At 66.0% G+C, this 17,776-nt stretch carries 18 protein-coding genes; 3 read left to right on the forward strand and 15 right to left on the reverse strand.

Going from position 1 to position 17,776, the window contains the following annotated elements; genetic code table 11:
* The first annotated feature begins 296 nt into the window (after positions 1–296).
* The gene (locus DIE02_RS01695; RefSeq protein ID WP_124488308.1) at positions 297–1,052 is read left to right on the forward strand and encodes a glycine zipper 2TM domain-containing protein; all 756 of its coding nucleotides are present in this window, start codon (positions 297–299) and stop codon (positions 1,050–1,052) included.
* Between the two features lie 126 nt (positions 1,053–1,178).
* Here DIE02_RS01695 and iscX read toward each other — a convergent pair whose 3' ends face one another.
* The 12 genes from iscX to DIE02_RS01755 form a co-directional block, all read right to left on the reverse strand.
* Positions 1,179–1,388, reverse strand: a complete 210-nt coding sequence (iscX, locus tag DIE02_RS01700) for a Fe-S cluster assembly protein IscX (RefSeq protein WP_124488309.1) — start codon at positions 1,386–1,388, stop codon at positions 1,179–1,181.
* Positions 1,389–1,432: 44 nt separating this feature from the next.
* Positions 1,433–1,774 carry an ISC system 2Fe-2S type ferredoxin gene (gene fdx / locus DIE02_RS01705; protein WP_040144570.1) on the reverse strand — a complete coding sequence of 114 codons (342 nt, stop codon included), beginning with the start codon at positions 1,772–1,774 and terminating at the stop codon, positions 1,433–1,435.
* Between the two features lie 88 nt (positions 1,775–1,862).
* Positions 1,863–3,731, reverse strand: a complete 1,869-nt coding sequence (gene hscA, locus DIE02_RS01710; RefSeq protein ID WP_124488310.1) for a Fe-S protein assembly chaperone HscA — start codon at positions 3,729–3,731, stop codon at positions 1,863–1,865.
* 54 nt (positions 3,732–3,785) lie between these two features.
* Positions 3,786–4,313, reverse strand: a complete 528-nt coding sequence (gene hscB / locus DIE02_RS01715) for a Fe-S protein assembly co-chaperone HscB (RefSeq protein WP_044848201.1) — start codon at positions 4,311–4,313, stop codon at positions 3,786–3,788.
* Positions 4,314–4,407: 94 nt separating this feature from the next.
* Positions 4,408–4,731 (reverse strand): iron-sulfur cluster assembly protein IscA, encoded by a 324-nt coding sequence (gene iscA / locus DIE02_RS01720; protein WP_011885413.1) that lies wholly within the window; start codon positions 4,729–4,731, stop codon positions 4,408–4,410.
* Positions 4,732–4,795: 64 nt separating this feature from the next.
* On the reverse strand, positions 4,796–5,203 hold the full coding sequence (gene iscU / locus DIE02_RS01725) for a Fe-S cluster assembly scaffold IscU (protein WP_009691729.1): 408 nt from the start codon (positions 5,201–5,203) through the stop codon (positions 4,796–4,798).
* Between the two features lie 68 nt (positions 5,204–5,271).
* The gene (locus tag DIE02_RS01730; protein ID WP_044848191.1) at positions 5,272–6,495 is read right to left on the reverse strand and encodes an IscS subfamily cysteine desulfurase; all 1,224 of its coding nucleotides are present in this window, start codon (positions 6,493–6,495) and stop codon (positions 5,272–5,274) included.
* Between the two features lie 63 nt (positions 6,496–6,558).
* Positions 6,559–7,098, reverse strand: a complete 540-nt coding sequence (iscR, locus tag DIE02_RS01735) for a Fe-S cluster assembly transcriptional regulator IscR (protein ID WP_006760276.1) — start codon at positions 7,096–7,098, stop codon at positions 6,559–6,561.
* Between the two features lie 117 nt (positions 7,099–7,215).
* On the reverse strand, positions 7,216–7,698 hold the full coding sequence (locus DIE02_RS01740) for a low molecular weight protein-tyrosine-phosphatase (protein WP_124488311.1): 483 nt from the start codon (positions 7,696–7,698) through the stop codon (positions 7,216–7,218).
* Positions 7,699–7,799: 101 nt separating this feature from the next.
* Positions 7,800–8,027 carry a hypothetical protein gene (locus tag DIE02_RS01745; protein WP_124488312.1) on the reverse strand — a complete coding sequence of 76 codons (228 nt, stop codon included), beginning with the start codon at positions 8,025–8,027 and terminating at the stop codon, positions 7,800–7,802.
* A gap of 127 nt (positions 8,028–8,154) precedes the next feature.
* On the reverse strand, positions 8,155–9,567 hold the full coding sequence (locus DIE02_RS01750; protein ID WP_124488313.1) for a lactate utilization protein B: 1,413 nt from the start codon (positions 9,565–9,567) through the stop codon (positions 8,155–8,157).
* A gap of 35 nt (positions 9,568–9,602) precedes the next feature.
* Positions 9,603–10,325: a (Fe-S)-binding protein gene (locus DIE02_RS01755; protein WP_044848195.1), complete on the reverse strand. Its 723-nt coding sequence runs from the start codon at positions 10,323–10,325 to the stop codon at positions 9,603–9,605.
* 182 nt (positions 10,326–10,507) lie between these two features.
* On the opposite strand from DIE02_RS01755, the gene DIE02_RS01760 reads away from it, so the two are divergent.
* A complete protein-coding gene (locus tag DIE02_RS01760) occupies positions 10,508–11,317 on the forward strand; it encodes an IclR family transcriptional regulator (RefSeq protein ID WP_124488314.1) in 810 nt (269 codons plus the stop codon).
* A gap of 99 nt (positions 11,318–11,416) precedes the next feature.
* Here the strand turns inward: DIE02_RS01760 and pbpG are convergent, their stop codons facing one another.
* The gene (gene pbpG, locus DIE02_RS01765; protein ID WP_044848196.1) at positions 11,417–12,568 is read right to left on the reverse strand and encodes a D-alanyl-D-alanine endopeptidase; all 1,152 of its coding nucleotides are present in this window, start codon (positions 12,566–12,568) and stop codon (positions 11,417–11,419) included.
* Between the two features lie 655 nt (positions 12,569–13,223).
* Here pbpG and DIE02_RS01770 point away from each other — a divergent pair.
* A complete protein-coding gene (locus DIE02_RS01770; RefSeq protein WP_044848197.1) occupies positions 13,224–13,790 on the forward strand; it encodes a phasin family protein in 567 nt (188 codons plus the stop codon).
* A gap of 208 nt (positions 13,791–13,998) precedes the next feature.
* Here the strand turns inward: DIE02_RS01770 and lpdA are convergent, their stop codons facing one another.
* Both lpdA and aceF read right to left on the reverse strand, forming a co-directional pair.
* The gene (gene lpdA / locus DIE02_RS01775; RefSeq protein WP_124488315.1) at positions 13,999–15,768 is read right to left on the reverse strand and encodes a dihydrolipoyl dehydrogenase; all 1,770 of its coding nucleotides are present in this window, start codon (positions 15,766–15,768) and stop codon (positions 13,999–14,001) included.
* Positions 15,769–16,068: 300 nt separating this feature from the next.
* A complete protein-coding gene (gene aceF, locus DIE02_RS01780; protein ID WP_124488316.1) occupies positions 16,069–17,721 on the reverse strand; it encodes a dihydrolipoyllysine-residue acetyltransferase in 1,653 nt (550 codons plus the stop codon).
* Between the last annotated feature and the right edge of the window lie 55 nt (positions 17,722–17,776).

The following is a 17,776-nucleotide window of genomic DNA, read 5'->3' on the forward strand; positions in this document are numbered from 1 at the left end:
TGTAACCACGCGTAAATCCCGCCTGCCGGCGTTCACCGGTTTTCGATCCTCCCCCGTTTTATTCCCTCGTCGCGACGGCCTTCTCCGGGTTTTCCCTGTAGCAAACGCCGATCCCGCGCTGCAATTCGTTACACCTTGATACGGTGCGCCGCTCGCTCGTGGACGACACTCCTGTTGCGTCACCACGCATGACCACGGGACCAGAACGAGGCGCCGGAACGCCAAGTCTGCTCGCTCCCGAGCGTGGGATCCGGCCAGCGCCAACATGCGAAACCGGGTCGACACCGGAGAAGAAAATGGACAACCAGAATCAAACCACGCCGCAAAAGCAACGCCTGCACCCGCTCATCGCGACCGCCGCAGGCGCCGTCATCGTCGCCAGCCTCGCCGCCACCGCCGCGATCACGGGCATCTTCCCGAAGGCCAGCAGCAACAACGCGCAGAACGGCCAGACCCAGGCCGCGCTGATCGCGTCGCAGCCGGCCGTCGATACGGCCGCGGCAGCCAGCGCCGCGCTCGCCGCGCAAGCGCAGCAGCAGGCAGCCGAACAGGCCGCGCAGAAGGCTGCGGCCGAGAAAGCCGCTGCTGAGAAGGCGGCTGCGGCACAAGCCGAGCCGCGGCCCGCGCCGCGCCCGGCAGCCACGCACCACCGCCATACGCCGGCACCGCAACCGCCGCAATACGCGCAACAGCCGTCCGCACCCGCGCAGCCGCCCTATTGCCAGACCTGCGGCACGGTCGTCGCGATCACGCAGACGCGCACGCCGGGCCAGAGCTCGGGGATCGGCGCGGTCGGCGGCGCAGCGGCCGGCGGCCTGCTCGGCAACCAGTTCGGTCACGGCAACGGCCGCACCGCGATGACGATCATCGGCGCGCTCGGCGGCGGTCTCGCCGGCAACCAGGTCGAGAAGCAGGTGCGCGCGGAAACCGACTACCAGGTGCAGGTCCAGATGGAAAGCGGCGCGACGCGCACGTTCACGTACCACAACCCGCCGCCGTTCGGCCAGGGCCAGCGCGTGCGGATCGAGAACGGCACGCTCGTCGGCTCGTAATGCATGACGAATCGCCGCGCGGCTCTTGCGCCGCGCGGAAATGAAAAAGGCTCGTGACGCGTCACGAGCCTTTTCCTTTTGCGGGAGCGTTGCCGGCGCCACGCGGTGCGGGCGTCGGCGCGAACCTCAGTCTTCGTCGTCGAAGTCCGATTCGTCGATCCAGTGCGCCTGGATCGCTTCGAGGATCTTCTCGCCCGAGTGCGCCGGGTCGTCGGTGAAGCCGTCCAGCTCGATGACCCATTGGCGCAGGTCGACGAAATTGATCCACTGCGGATCGACGTCCGGATGCTTGTCTGCCAGCGCGATGGCGATTTCGCGCGAATCGGTCCATTTCATGGCCTGCTCTCCCGTATACGTGGCGAGTCCGCCCCGCCGATCCGTCAGTGATTTTCCTTCGCGTGGTTGATCGAGTACTTCGGGATCTCGACCACCAGGTCCGAATCTTCCTTCACGATCGCCTGGCACGACAGGCGCGATGTCGGCTCGAGGCCCCACGCCTTGTCGAGCAGGTCGTCTTCGTCCTCCTCGGACGGCTCGAGATCGTTGAAGCCCTCGCGGATCACCACGTGGCAGGTCGTGCAGGCGCACGACTTCTCGCACGCATGCTCGATCTCGATGCCGTTGTCGAGCAGGTTGTCGCAAATACTCTTGCCGGGCGTCGCGTCGATCACTGCGCCGTCCGGGCACAGTTCGACGTGAGGCAGCACCACCAGTTGAGGCATGTCCGTTCCGTCAGTCAGGGTGCGGCGGCTGGCGCCGCACGGTTCAATATCGTGCGGGCCGTCGCCGGCCCGCATGCAGTTCGTTCGTTCAGATCTCGTCGAGGCGGCGGCCCGACAGTGCGCGCTTGATGCTCTTGTCCATCCGGCGCGCCGCGAATTCGTCGGTGCCGTCGGCCAGCGTCTTGGTCGCGGTCTCGATCGCGTCCGTGTCGTCGCCCTGCGCGATCGTGCGCAGCGCCGCGACGAGCGCGTCGACCTGCGTGCGTTCGGCGTCGTCGAGCAATTCGCCGTCGGCCGCCAGCGCCGCCTGCGTCGCCTCGATCATCCGCTCGGCCTCGACCTGCGCTTCGCGCAGCGCGCGTGCCCGCATGTCGATCTCGGCGGTCTTGAAGCTGTCCTCGAGCATCTTCGCGATGTCGTCGTCGGCGAGGCCGTACGACGGCTTCACGACGACCGACGCCTCGACGCCCGAATGCTGCTCGCGCGCGAACACCGACAGCAGCCCGTCCGCATCGACCTGGTAGGTCACGCGGATGCGCGCCGCACCGGCCGTCATCGGCGGGATGCCGCGCAGCTCGAAGCGCGCGAGCGAGCGGCAGTCGGCGACGAGCTCGCGCTCGCCCTGCACGACGTGGATCGCCATCGCGGTCTGGCCGTCCTTGAAGGTCGTGAATTCCTGCGCACGCGCGATCGGAATCGTCGAATTGCGCGGAATGATCTTCTCGACGAGACCGCCCATCGTCTCGACGCCGAGCGACAGCGGAATCACGTCGAGCAGCAGCCAGTCGTCGCCGCTGCCGCGATTGCCGGCGAGCAGGTCGGCCTGGATCGCCGCGCCGAGCGCGACGACCTGGTCCGGATCGAGGTTGACGAGCGGCGGCTGGCCGAAATACTTCGCGACCGCCTCGCGGATCACCGGCATGCGCGTCGCGCCGCCGACCAGCACGACGCCCTTGATGTCGGCCGGGCTCACCTGCGCATCGCGCAGGGCCTTGCGGGTCGGCGTCAGCGTACGCTGCACGAGCGGCTCGACGAGCGCGGCGAACGTGTCGTGCGAGATCGTCTGCACGAGGTGTGCACCGGTCGACAGCGTCACGTCGAGCGACGCCTGCGGCGCGGACGACAGCGCTTCCTTCAGCACGCGCACGCGATCGAGCAGCAGGCGCACGTCCTCGGGCGCGAGCGCCTTCGCGTCGATGCCGGACTGCGCAAGTACGTGACCGAACAGCGCGTGGTCGAAATCGTCGCCGCCGAGTGCGGAATCGCCGCCCGCGGCCAGCACTTCGAATACGCCCTTCGTCAGCTTCAGGATCGACAGGTCGAACGTGCCGCCGCCGAGGTCGTACACCGCGTAGAGGCCTTCGGCCGCGTTGTCGAGACCGTAGGCGATCGCAGCCGCGGTCGGTTCGTTCAACAGGCGCAGCACGTTGAGGCCCGCGAGGCGCGCGGCGTCCTTCGTCGCCTGGCGCTGCGCGTCGTCGAAGTACGCGGGCACCGTGATCACCGCGCCGACCAGGTCGTCGCCGAGCGTGTCTTCCGCACGGTAACGCAGCGTCGCGAGAATCTCGGCCGACACTTCGACCGGGCTCTTCACGCCGTCGATCGTACGGATCTGCACCATGCCGGGTGCATCGACGAATTCGTACGGCGCGTTCGCCGCGCCTTCGACCTCGGCCTTGCCGCGGCCCATGAAGCGCTTGACCGACACGATCGTGTTGCGCGGATCGGTCGCGGCCTGCTCCTTCGCTTCGTGACCGATGCGGCGGCCGCCCTTCTCCAGATAACGGACCACCGACGGCAGCAGCGCGCGGCCCGCTTCGTCCGGCAGCACTTCGGGCACGCTGTTGCGCACGGCCGCGACGAGCGAGTTCGTCGTGCCGAGATCGATCCCGACAGCGAGTCGCCGCTGGTGCGGCGCCGGCGCCATGCCCGGTTCGGAAATTTGCAGTAAAGCCATCTTGGTTCGTTCGGGCGCTCGGCCCGTTTGCTGCGCGTGCCGCGAGGCACGCGGTTAAGTTTCGAGGCGCTCGATCTGCGCGCCCACTTCCGACGCGACCCGTTCGATGAACATCAGCTGGCGCACGGCCTCGGCGGCAGCCTGGTCGGCCGCGCTGTCGAGCAGCGTGCCGAGGCGCTCGAGGCGCACACGCTTTTCGTCGCGCAGCTCGGCGAGCAGCGCATCGAGCGCGTCGACGTTGCGGGCAGCCGCGGCATCCTCGATGCCTTCGCGCCACTCCATCTGCTGCATCAGGAACGCGGGCTCCATCGCGGTGTTGTTTTCGGCACCGATGTCGACGCCGCGCAGCGACAGCAGATAGGTCGCGCGCTTCAGCGGATCGCGCAGCGTGCGGTAGGCTTCGTTCGCACGGGTCGCCCATTGCATCGCGATGCGCTTTTGCGCGTCGCCGGCCGCCGCGAAGCGGTCCGGGTGCACCTGCGTCTGCACCGTGCGATAGGCGCTGTCGAGCGCCGTCTCGTCGAGCGCGAATTGCGCCGGCAGGTGAAACAGATCGAAGTGGCTGTCTTTCAGCGAAACCATCGTCGCGTTCAATTCCGGTTCGTCGCGCGGCAAACGCCGCACATTAAAAAGGCGGCCCGTGCCGCCTCTTGCCCGCATCGCGCGGAAACCCGCGTCACACGCGGAACGATTCGCCGCAGCCGCACTCGTCCTTCACGTTCGGGTTGTTGAACTTGAACCCCTCGTTCAGGCCTTCGCGTGCGAAGTCGAGCTCGGTGCCGTCGATGTACGCGAGGCTCTTCGGGTCGACGACGACCTTCACGCCATGGCTCTCGAACACCTGATCCTCGGGAGCCAGCTCGTCGACATACTCGAGCTTGTACGCGAGCCCCGAGCACCCGGTCGTGCGAACGCCAAGCCGCAGGCCCACACCCTTGCCGCGACGGACGAGGTATTTCTGGACGTGCTGTGCTGCTTTTTCGGTCAGTGTAATTGCCATGATGTCCTTGCCGCGGCGCGCCACCCGGGCCCGCCGCGATCCTTCACAAGCCGCTCGATGCCGCTCAGGCTGCTGCCTGATCGCCTTCCTTGGTGTCGTGGCGCTTCTTGTAGTCGGCCACGGCTGCCTTGATCGCGTCTTCCGCGAGAATCGAGCAGTGAATCTTCACCGGCGGCAGGGCCAGCTCTTCGGCGATCTGCGTGTTCTTGATCGACAGTGCCTCGTCGAGGGTCTTGCCCTTCACCCACTCGGTCACGAGCGAGCTCGACGCGATGGCCGAGCCGCAACCGTACGTCTTGAACTTCGCGTCTTCGATCACGCCGTCCGCGCCGACGCGGATCTGCAGCTTCATCACGTCGCCGCAGGCCGGCGCGCCGACCATGCCCGTGCCGACCGCGTCGTCGTCTTTCGCGAACGAACCGACGTTACGCGGGTTTTCGTAGTGATCCAGAACCTTGTTGCTGTATGACATGACTCAAACTCCTTGACTCGTTACGTCTGCGTGCGCAAATCCGCCCGCGAATGTATTCAATGCGGTGTTCAGTGTGCGGCCCATTCGATCGTCGACAGATCGATGCCTTCCTGGTGCATTTCCCAGAGCGGCGACAGTTCGCGCAGCTTCGCGATCTTGCTGTTCAGCAGGTTGATCACGAAGTCGACGTCCTGCTCCGTCGTGAAGCGGCCGACCGTGAAGCGGATCGAGCTGTGCGCGAGTTCGTCGTTGCGGCCGAGTGCACGCAGCACGTACGACGGCTCCAGCGACGCCGACGTGCAAGCCGAGCCCGACGACACCGCGACGTCCTTGATCGCCATGATCAGCGACTCGCCTTCGACGAAGTTGAAGCTGATGTTCAGGTTGTGCGGGACACGGTGCTCCATGTCGCCGTTCACGTACGTTTCCTCGATCTGCGACAGGCCGCGCAGCAGCTTGTCGCGCAGCATGCGGATGCGCTCGTTCTCGGTCGCCATTTCTTCACGCGCGATGCGGAACGCTTCGCCCATGCCGACGATCTGGTGCGTCGCCAGCGTGCCAGAACGCATGCCGCGCTCGTGGCCGCCGCCGTGCATCTGCGCTTCGATGCGCACGCGCGGCTTGCGACGCACGTACAGCGCGCCGATGCCCTTCGGGCCGTAGGTCTTGTGCGCCGAGAACGACATCAGGTCGACCTTCAGCTTCGCGAGGTCGATCTCGACCTTGCCGGTCGACTGTGCGGCGTCCACGTGGAACACGATGCCCTTCTCGCGGCAGATCTCGCCGATCGTCTCGATGTCCTGGATCACGCCGATCTCGTTGTTCACGTGCATCACGGATACGAGGATCGTGTCCGGGCGCAGCGCGGCCTTGAACACGTCGAGGTCGATCAGGCCGTCTTCCTTCACGTCGAGATAGGTGACTTCGAAGCCGTCGCGCTCGAGCTCGCGGCAGGTGTCGAGCACGGCCTTGTGCTCGGTCTTCACCGTGACGATGTGCTTGCCCTTGCCCTTGTAGAAGTTCGCGGCACCCTTGATCGCGAGGTTGTCCGATTCCGTTGCGCCGGACGTCCAGATGATCTCGCGCGGATCCGCGTTCACGAGCGCAGCCACCTGTTCGCGCGCTTCCTCGACCGCGCGCTCGGCATCCCAGCCGTACGCATGGCTGCGCGATGCCGGGTTGCCGAACTGCTCGCGCAGGTACGGCACCATCTTGTCGACCACGCGCGGGTCGACCGGCGTCGTCGCGCTGTAATCCATGTAGATGGGCAGGTGGAGAGTCTCTTGGGTCATCTGTCGCTCCGGGTATTCTGTGCAGGGACTATGTGCGTTATGGGGTGTGCGGCGCGTTCGCGCTCACGAACTCGCGATGTTGAACACCGAATTGGGACCGAGCGGCATCGTGCGCACCGGTTCGGCCGGCGCCGCGGCGGGCTCCGGCGCGCGCCGGTCGCGCAGCACCGCGGGCGCGCCCTCGCGTGCACGCTGCTGATCGACGAGATCCTGCAGCGATACCGAATCGAGGTATTCGACCATTTTCTGGTTCAGGGTCGACCACAGCTCGTGCGTCATGCAATGGCCGTCGGGCTGCTTCGAGCCATCGCACGTGCCTTTGCCACCGCACTGCGTGGCGTCGAGCGGTTCATCGACCGCGATGATGATGTCGGCGACGGTGACGTCCTGCGCGCGGCGCGCGAGGTTGTAGCCGCCGCCCGGGCCGCGCACGGATTCGACGATTTCATGCCTGCGCAGCTTGCCGAACAGCTGTTCGAGATACGAGAGCGAAATCCGCTGGCGCTGGCTGATGCCTGCAAGCGTCACCGGGCCCTGCTCCTGGCGCAGTGCCAAGTCAATCATCGCCGTGACGGCGAAACGGCCTTTGGTGGTGAGTCTCATGGTGTCTAGGGGACTGCAATCTTGACGATTTTGGTCAAGTATAAATATTTGACATTTTTAGTCAAGTATCCATGTCTTCGACAGGGTATTCGCAGACCGCTGAATACCCCGCCACGATCAGCGTGCGGTACCGCTCCGGAGGGTGTCCAGCAGGCCCGCGCACGCGCGCTCGACCTGGTCGAGCACCTGTTCGAAGCCCTGCGCGCCGCCGAAATAAGGATCGGCCACTTCGGTCCCGGCCGCGCCCGGCGCGAATTCCATCAGGAGGCGCACCTTGTCGCGATGCCCAGGCGGGCAGCGCCGCCGCAATTCCGCGAGATTGGCTTCGTCCATCGCCAGCAGCAGGTCGAACCGCTCGAAATCCGCCGCGCTCACCTGCCGCGCCCGCAGCGCCGACAGGTCGTAGCCGCGGGTGCGGGCCGCCGCCTGCGCGCGCGTGTCGGGCGGCTCGCCGACGTGCCAGTCGCCGGTACCGGCCGAATCGACCTCGATCCGGTCGGCCAGCCCGGCCGCGTCCACCTGGTGGCGCATCACGCCTTCTGCAGTGGGCGAACGGCAGATATTGCCGAGACAGACGAAACAGATCGCAACGCGGGTCATCGCACTATCGGAAAGCCGCGGCGAGCCGCGCGGGAGAAGAACGCGCCATTATACAAAGGCGCCCGGAATCGCGCCGCCGCGCGAAGCGACGGCGGCGTGCCTTACAGCGCCTTGGGTGCGGCGAGCACGACGTCGCCGGATGCGGCCGGCAACGGTGTCGCCGCGTCGTCGACCAGACCGAACGACACCGCGCGCGCGAGCTCGGCCGATGCCTGATGAACGGCGATCGGTCCACTCGCCGGCGCGTCGGCCATCGCGTGCAGATAAGCGGCCGCGGCGAGCGGAACGACGATTGCCAGCGGCCAGTACATCGATATTGTCTTTTTCATGATGCGGCTCCTTGACCTCATGCCCCGAAACCCGATTCCGGGGACTACAGGCAGGATTCTATAGACCGCACCTATCAAGATAAATACATGAATAGCGAACGCACTGTTGCCACCCAATGAACAGTCGTCAGCCCAGGTGGCTTTGCGAGGCCGCGTACAGTTCGCGGAACGTCCGGCCGGTCGGCGTCGGCATGTCGCGCGTGTCCATCCAGCCACCCATCAGCGGCAGGCGCCGCAGCGTGCCGCCGTCGCCGCCCAGCCGCTCGAGGATCCGTACCGCGAGCTTGGTCGTCAGCGCGTAAAGGAGCGGCCGGCGCGCGACAAAGCCCCACGCGGCGAGCGCGGCGCGCTCGCGCCACGGCCGCAGGTGCCGCTCGACCTGTTTCTCGCGCAGCGTGCGCAGCAGGTGCGACAGCGGGATTCCGGCCGGGCACACGCTGTCGCATTCGCCGCACAGCGTCGCGGCCTGCGGCAGGTCGAGCGCACGGTCGATCCCGACGTAGCTCGGCGTCAATACCGACCCCATCGGGCCCGGATAGACCCATCCGTACGCGTGCCCGCCGACCTTCTGGTACACCGGGCAATGGTTCATGCACGCGCCGCAGCGGATGCAGCGCAGCATCTCCTGGAATTCGCCGCCGATCAGGCCCGTGCGGCCGCCGTCGACGAGCACCACGTAGTTGTGTTCCGGGCCGTCCTCGTCGCCGGGGCCGCGCGGCCCGGTCAGCACCGAGAAGTAGTTCGAGGTCTTCTGGCCGGTCGCCGAGCGCGGCAGCAGACGCATCGCGGTCGCGAGATCCTCGAGCGTCGGCAGCACCTTCTCGATGCCCGTCACCGCGACATGCACGCGCGGCATCACCGTGCACATCCCTTCGTTGCCTTCGTTCGTGACGAGCGCAACCGACCCCGTCTCGGCGATCACGAAGTTGCCGCCCGTCACGCCCATGTCGGCCGACAGGAAATGCGGGCGCAGCACCTCGCGCGCCTCGCGCGTCATGTCCGGAATCTCGGTCAGCCGCTCGCGGTGGTGCGTGCGCGCGAACAGGTCGGCGATCTCGTCCTTGTCCTTGTGCACGACGGGCGCGATGATGTGGCTCGGCGGCTCGTTGTCGTTGATCTGCAGGATGTATTCACCGAGGTCCGTCTCGATCGACTGCACGCCCATCTCGGCAAGCACCGCGTTCAGGCGCATTTCCTCGGACACCATCGACTTCGTCTTGATGACCTTCTTCACGTCGTGGCGCCGCGCGATGTCGGCGACGAGCCGCGCGGCGTCCGCGGTCGTTTCCGCGAACAGCACCGTCGTGCCGCGCCGCGTCGCTTCGCGCTCGAACGCCTCGAGCCACACGTCGAGGTTCTCCAGCGCACGGTTGCGGCGCGCCTTCAGCGCGGCGCGCGTCGCCTGGAAGTCGATCGCGGTCATCGCATCGGCGCGCGCGGACACGAACTTCGTCGACAGCTTCTTCAGGTTCTGCTGCAGGCGCTGGTCGGCCAGCTTCTGGCCGGCGCGCGCCTTGAAATGCATCGATTGAACTTGCATCGCGGTATCGAGGAAAAGTAAGCGGGAACCGGGCGTCAGACGTCGCCCGCCAGCACCTGCGCGACGTGCAGCACGCGGGTGTCGCGGTCGCCCGTGCGGCGCAACCGCCCTTCGATGTTCAGCATGCAGCCGAGATCGCCGAGCACGACGGCGCCCGCACCGGACGCGCGCACGTTCGCGCACTTTTCGTCCGCGATGGCCGCCGAAATGTCGCCGTACTTGACCGCGAACGTGCCGCCGAAGCCGCAGCAGTGCTCGCAGTCCTTCATCTCGGTGACGGCCACGCCGCGCTGCGCGAGCAGCGCGCGCGGCTGCGCCTTCACGCCGAGCTCGCGCAGGCCCGAGCATGAGTCGTGATAGGTAACGGGCCCCGTGAATTCGCCGGGGGCGAGCGTCACCTTCGCGACGTTCGCGAGGAAATCGGTCAGTTCGTAGACTTTCTGCTGGAATCGCGCATAGCGCCCCATCAGTTCGGGGTCGTCGCGGAACAGGTCGCCGTAGTGCGCGCGGATCATGCCGCCACACGAGCCCGACGGCGCGACGACGTAATCGAACTGCTCGAACTCGCGCAGCGTCTTTTCGGCGAGATCCCGTGCGAGCGCGCGGTCGCCCGAGTTGTAGGCCGGCTGGCCGCAGCAGGTTTGCGCGGGCGGCACGAACACCTCGTAGCCGGCTTCGCGAATCAGTTTCAGCGCGGAAAAGCCGATTTCCGGACGCATCAGGTCGACCAGGCAGGTCACGAACAAACCGACTCGCATACGCGCTCCTTCGAGAAAACGGCTCTCATTATCCGCCGTTTGGCCGGCAAGACCAACGCCGGCACGCGCGCAAGTGCGCGATGCCGGAAACGAGGACTTCCTCGAACGGCGTTCGCTTTTTTCACGATACGAGATACAATCGACGCAACACCGCTTGACGCGTCAACCGATTCTCCCCCGACATGAGCCAACCCACCCCGGATTCCAAAACGTCGATCCAGGTGATCGAACGCATGATGCGGCTGCTGGACGCGCTCGCCGCGCACAGCGACCCCGTCAGCCTGAAAGAGCTTGCGCAGCGCACGGAGCTGCATCCGTCGACCGCACACCGCATCCTCAACGACATGGTGACCTGCCGCCTCGTCGACCGCTCCGATCCCGGCACCTACCGGCTCGGCATGCGGCTGCTCGAACTCGGCAACCTCGTGAAGGCGCGCCTGTCGGTACGCGACGCTGCGCTGATGCCGATGCGCGAATTGCATCGCCTGACCGGCCAGACCGTGAACCTGTCGGTGCGTCAGGGCGACGAAATCGTCTATATCGAGCGCGCGTATTCCGAGCGCTCGGGGATGCAGGTCGTCCGCGCAATCGGCGGCCGCGCGCCGCTGCATCTGACGTCGGTCGGCAAGCTGTTTCTCGCGGTCGACGAAACCTCGCGCGTGCGCGCCTATGCGACGCGCACCGGGCTGTCCGGCCATACGCAGAACAGCATCACCGACATCGCGAAGCTCGAGCGCGAGCTGACACTCGTGCGCCAGCAATCGTGCGCGCGGGACAACGAGGAACTGGAGCTGGGCGTGCGCTGCATCGCGGCCGGCATCTACGACGACTCGGGCAAGCTCGTCGCGGGCCTGTCGCTGTCGGCCCCGGCGGACCGCCTGCAGGACGCGTGGCTCGGCCAGCTGAGCCGCACCGCGCTGACCATCTCGGAATCGCTCGGCTACCGGCCCGCGCCCACGAAGGATGCCGAAGGGCTGCAACGGCACGCGTGAGCCGCGCCGCCCGCCGCATGGCGCCAGATGAAAAAAAGCCCCGCATCGCGGGGCTTTTTCTTTGCGGCGATCGGCACGGCGCGAACCGCCGTGACACGCTCAGGTGCCGCCGTTCGCCGTATTGGCGGCCGTCAGGCGCTCGCCGCCGCCGGCGTCGAGCCAGTTGCGCAGGCGTGCCGCGTCGGCGAAGCGCGAATACTTGCCGAACGAATCCAGCAGCACCATCACCATCGGCCGGCCATGGATCGTCGCCTGCATCACGAGGCATTCGCCCGCCTCGTTGATGAAACCCGTCTTCTGCAGACCGATGTCCCACGAGCCGTTGCCGCGGATCAGCGCGTTCGTGCTGTTGTAGACCAGGTTGCGCTTGCCCGTATTGACGTCGTACGTGCGGTCGGTCGAGAACTGTCGGATCATCGGGTACTGGTACGCCGCGTTGACCATCTTCACGAGGTCGCGTGCGCTCGACACATTCGAGCTCGACAGGCCCGTCGAATTCTCGAAGTGGGTGTCGTTCATGCCCAGCGACTTCGCCTTCGCGTTCATCGCGGCGATGAACGCCGGACGGCCGCCCGGGTAGTAGCGCGACAGCGCGGCGGCCGCGCGGTTTTCCGACGCCATCAGCGCGATGTGCAGCATGTCCTCGCGCGACAGCACCGAGCCGACCGACAGGCGCGAACCCGTGCCCTTCTCGTAGTCGCGGTCTTCGTCGGTGACTTCGATCTGGTCGGTCATCGGTGACTTCGAGTCGAGCACGACCATCGCCGTCATCAGCTTCGAGATCGATGCGATCGGCACGACGGCGAGCGAATTCTTGTCGAACAGCGGCTCGCCGGTGTTCTGGTCGACGACGTACGCGACGCTCGAGCGCAGCGCGAGCGCGTCCGGCGTGTCGTGCAGGCCGAATGCCTGGCCGACCGTCGGGCGACGCGGCTGGAACGCGACCTTGCGCACCGCGCCGCGATGGCCGTGCACGTTCGACGCGAGCGTCGCGCGCTTGCGCGATGCCTTCGGCGCATCGGCCGACGCGACGTTGGCGGATTTCGCGGAGGCGGCCTTCACCGTCCGCTTCTTTTCCGAAGAAGTGGAAGCGGCTTTCTTGGCGGCCTGGTGGGTCTTCGCAGTGGCGGCAAAGGCGTCAGCGGGCGCGACGGACGCGGCGGTCGCCAGCAAGGCGACGGCGACCGACACAGCCGTGCCGAGCGTCATGCTCTGCAACAATCTGCGCGGTGAAAACGATTCGGCTTTCATTGGGGTCTGGACAAAGCGGGCGGGGTTTCCGCAAGTGTAGTTAAAGCTGAAAAAAAGAGCAATATTAGGCACTTACCGATCGTCGTTAAACCGGAATGTAAGGGTCGACCAACGATGACTCGATCAACCCTCGCGCTCCCATCGAAAAAATTCATGGGATGCGCCGCCCGACAGTACCCGTCTCCCGAATTACCACGCGGTTAATTGAGATAACGTCACTTTGGCGACGAATTAAAGCGGGGAAAGTACGTATCCGGCGTTCGGTGTACCAGGCACCGGTCTTGACCGCGGCGGCGGCACGTCGCCACGGCATGCGCATCGCGAAACGGCGCGCTTTTCGACAGGAACAGAAGCATAACGTTCCACATGCCTGTCAGGTTTACCTGTGCATGATCACGGTGCGGCGCGCCTGCCCCGGCCAAGTGCGCACCATGTGGGAACACGTCTGAAACCGATTCCGAACCGGCCGTGATAACCCGTTGTTTTATCGATAATTTGTCGTGATTGTGCAATGCACAAAAAGTGCTTGACAAGACTTTTCTCTGCCCTAAAATATGACTCATTGCTGCGTTGCACAAAGCACGCGGCGCCGAGGTTCCCCATCGTAGTGCCCTTTATCCCTGCGATCGACGTGATCGCTTTTCAGGAGCTTGACATGTCCTTGCTGACCCCCGAGCAAATCGCCGCCGCACAGAAAGCCAACCTCGAAAGCCTGTTCGGTCTGACGACCAAGGCGTTCGAAGGCGTCGAAAAGCTGATCGAACTCAACCTGCAGGTCGTGAAGTCGACGCTGACCGAAAGCCAGGAAAACGCGCAGCGCCTGCTGTCGGTGAAGGACGCACAGGAACTGATCGCGCTGCAAGCGAGCCTGTCGCAGCCGGTCGCGGAAAAGGTGCTGTCGTACAGCCGTCACCTGTATGAAATCGCGTCGTCGACGCAAGCCGAGTTCGCGAAGGTTGCCGAAGCGCAATTCGAAGAGCAGAACAAGAAGGTCCAGGCACTCGTCGACAACGTCGCGAAGAACGCTCCGGCCGGTTCGGAAACGGCTGTCGCCGCACTGAAGTCGGCACTGAACGCTGCGAACACGACGTACGAAACGGTCCAGAAGGCTGCCAAGCAAGCCGTCGAGATCGCCGAAACGAACTTCAACGCGGCTGCCGCTGTCGCGACGAAGGCTGCGAGCGCTGCTGCATCGCGCCGTTCGAGCAAGCCGGCCGCGTAAGCGTCCCCTGCTCCTGACAAAGCCGCGCACTGCGCGGCTTTTTTGTTTCCGGCGACGGAACATCCGGGCATCCGGGCGGCGCCGGTGCGGTGGCGCAGCACGGACCGGGCACTGCCGTCGGCCGCGGGCAAAAGAAAACGCCGCCGTCCGGGTATCCCGGGCGGCGGCGTTTTTCGTGGCCGGCGCGAGGCCGGCCGAGCCGATCGCGTTACTTCTTGCGTTGCGGCGGCAGGTCCGTACAGACGCCTTCGTACAGTTCCGCGGCCATGCCGACCGATTCGCCGAGCGTCGGGTGCGGATGGATCGTCTTGCCGATATCTTCCGCGTCCGCGCCCATCTCGACGGCCAGACACACTTCGCTGATCAGGTCGCCCGCGTTCAGGCCGACGATCCCGCCGCCGATCACGCGATGGGTTTCCTCGTCGAAGATCAGTTTCGTGAAGCCTTCGTCGCGGCCGTTCGCGATCGCGCGGCCCGATGCGGCCCACGGGAACACGGCCTTGCCGTACTTGATGCCTTCGGCCTTGCACTGGTCTTCCGTCTTGCCGGCCCACGCCACTTCGGGATCGGTGTACGCCACCGACGGGATCTGCAGCGCGTCGAAGTACGCCTTTTCGCCGTGCGCGGCTTCCGCTGCGACGTGGCCTTCATGCACGGCCTTGTGCGCGAGCATCGGCTGGCCGACGATGTCGCCGATCGCGAAGATGTGCGGGACGTTCGTGCGCATCTGCTTGTCGACGTCGATGAAGCCGCGGTCGGTGACCGCGACGCCTGCCTTGTCGGCACCGATCTTCTTGCCGTTCGGGCTGCGGCCCACCGCCACCAGCACGAGGTCGTAGCGCTGCGCTTCCGCCGGCGCCTTCTCGCCCTCGAACTTCACGTAGATGCCGTCTTCCTTCGCTTCCGCGCCGACCGTCTTGGTCTTCAGCATCACGTTGCCGAAGCGCTTCGCGTTGTACTTTTCCCAGACCTTCACGAGATCGCGGTCCGCGCCCATCATCAGGCCGTCCATCATTTCGACGACGTCGATCTCGGCGCCGAGCGTCGCATACACCGTCGCCATTTCGAGGCCGATGATGCCGCCGCCGATCACGAGCATGCGCTTGGGCAGCTGGCGCAGTTCGAGGGCGCCCGTCGAATCGACGACGCGCGGGTCTTCCGGCATGAACGGCAGCTTCACCGCCTGCGAGCCGGCGGCGATGATTGCCTGCTTGAACTTGACGACCTTCTTGCCGTTCTCGCCCTGCACTTCCATGTGATACGGATCGACGAACGCGCCGACGCCGGTGACCACTTCGACCTTGCGCGCCTTCGCCATGCCGGCGAGGCCCGTCGTCAGCTTCTTGACGACGCCGCCCTTGAAGTCGCGCAGCTTGTCGAGATCGACTTCCGGCTTGCCGAACGAGATGCCGTGCGACGCGAGCGCCGCGGCTTCGTCGATGACGAGCGCCGTGTGCAGCAGCGCCTTCGACGGGATGCAGCCCACGTTCAGACAGACGCCGCCGAGCGTCGAGTAACGTTCGACGAGCACCGTCTTCATGCCGAGGTCGGCTGCGCGGAATGCGGCCGAGTAGCCGCCGGGGCCGGCGCCGAGCACGAGCATGTCGCATTCGATGTCGGCGGAGCCGCTGTAGCTGCCTGCTTGCGGAGCGACGGCCGGGGCGGCGGCGGGCGCGGCGGCCGGAGCCGGTGCTGCGGCCTTTGCGGGTTCGGCTGCTTTCGCGGGCGCGGCTGCGCCTGCCGCTGCTTCGACGATGGCGATCACGGTGCCTTGCGAGACTTTCTCGCCGGCCTTGACCTTGACTTCCTTGACCGTGCCGGCGACGTCGCTGGGCACTTCCATGGAGGCTTTGTCCGATTCGAGCGTGATGAGCGTCTGCTCTTTTTCGATCACGTCGCCCGGCTTCACGTTGACTTCGATGACATCGACGCCGCTGAAATCGCCGATATCCGGAACCTTGACTTCGATGAGACTCATTACTGTCCCCTTCTTGATTAGCTGCAGACAGAGGGGGAGAAACCCGCAAGAACCGACTACGGCCTGACAAAAGAACGCGAACCTGGGCAGGACCACCTTTGCCGTCCGCCCAAGGACGCGCCTTTCTTTTGGTTACTTTTCTTTGGAAGACGACCCGAAGGTAGTCCCTGTGGGACAAAGAAAAGTGACCGCCGCCCCGCGCAGGGGCGACGCTAGCAGACCATTAGCGAAACAGGTTCAACGACAGGGCGAGGATCACAGACATCAACCCCACGCCCCCGCGAGCCACTCCCACGCTCATCAAAGAATGATGCGACGGAAATCGGCCAGCAACGCGCCGAGATACGCATTGAACCGCGCGGCTTCCGCGCCATCGATGACGCGATGGTCATACGACAGCGACAGCGGCAGCGTGAGCCGAGGCACGAACTGCTTGCCGTCCCACACCGGCTTCATCTGCCCGCGCGACAACCCGAGGATCGCGACTTCCGGGGCGTTGATGATCGGCGTGAAGTTGGTGCCGCCGATCCCGCCGAGCGACGAGATCGAGAAGCAGCCGCCCTGCATCTGGTCCGGCTTCAGCTTGCCGTCGCGCGCGGCCTTCGACAGCTCGGCCATTTCCTTCGCGATGTCGACGAGGCCCTTCTTGTCCGCGTCGCGGATCACCGGCACGACGAGGCCGTTCGGCGTGTCAGCGGCAAAACCGACGTGGTAGTACTGCTTGAACACCAGGTTGTCGCCGTCGAGGCTCGCGTTGAAGGTCGGGAACTTCTTCAGCGCGGCGACGACCGCCTTGATCACGAACGCGAGCATCGTGAACTTCACGCCCGCCTTCTCGTGCTCCTTGTTCAGCTGCACGCGCAGCGCTTCGAGCTCGGTGATGTCCGCTTCGTCGTTGTTCGTGACGTGCGGGATCATCACCCAGTTGCGATGCAGGTTCGCGCCCGAGATCTTCTTGATGCGCGACAGCGGCTTCGCCTCGAACGGGCCGAACTTCGAGAAGTCGACCTTCGGCCACGGCAGCAGGTTCAGCTCGCCGCCGCCTGCCGGCGCGGCTGCCGCGGCCGGTGCCGCGCGCTGGCCCGTCATCACGCCCTTCACGAAGCCGGTGATGTCGTCCTTAGTGATGCGGCCCTTCGGACCGGTACCCTGAACGCGTGCGACTTCCACGCCGAGCTCGCGCGCGAACTTGCGCACGGACGGCGATGCGTGGCTCGCGCGGTACTCGCCCGACGTTGCGGCGGCCGGCGCGGCAGCAGCCGGAGCCGGTGCAGCCTTCGCGGGTGCCGGTGCGGCGGCGGGTGCCGGCGCGGCAGCGGCCGGAGCCGGCGCGCTCGCCTGCGGCGCGGCGGCAGGCGCGCCGCCAGCGGCGTCGAGCAGCACGATCAGCGTGCCTTCGGACACCGAATCGCCCACCTTGACCTTGATTTCCTTCACGACGCCTGCGGCCGGGCTCGGCACGTCCATCGTCGCCTTGTCGGACTCGAGCGTGACGAGCGATTGCTCCTTCTCGACCGTGTCGCCGACCTTCACGCCGATCTCGATCACCGGGACGTCCTTGTAGTCGCCGATGTCCGGCACCTTCACCTCGAGCGTGCCGCCCGACGTGGCCGGCGCGGCAGCCGGCGCTGCCGCAGCCGGCGCGGGTGCGGGCGCTGCCGCCGGAGCCGGTGCGGCTGCCGGCGCGGCCGCACCGTTCACCTGCGCCGCGGCGCCGCCTTCGAGCAGGACGATCAGCGAGCCTTCCGACACGGAATCGCCCACCTTGATCTTCACTTCCTTGACCGTGCCGGCTGCCGGGCTCGGGACGTCCATCGTCGCCTTGTCCGACTCGAGCGTGACGAGCGACTGCTCGGGCTCGACCGTGTCGCCCACCTTCACGAGCACCTCGATGACGGGCACGTCCTTGTAATCGCCGATATCCGGCACCTTCACTTCGATCGCTTGACTCATCTTTTTGTGTCTCCATGGCCGCGCGCGCCCCTCCCGGAAGCGGCGCGCGGCATCA

Source organism: Burkholderia sp. Bp8991 (assembly GCF_003853795.1).
Lineage (GTDB): Bacteria > Pseudomonadota > Gammaproteobacteria > Burkholderiales > Burkholderiaceae > Burkholderia.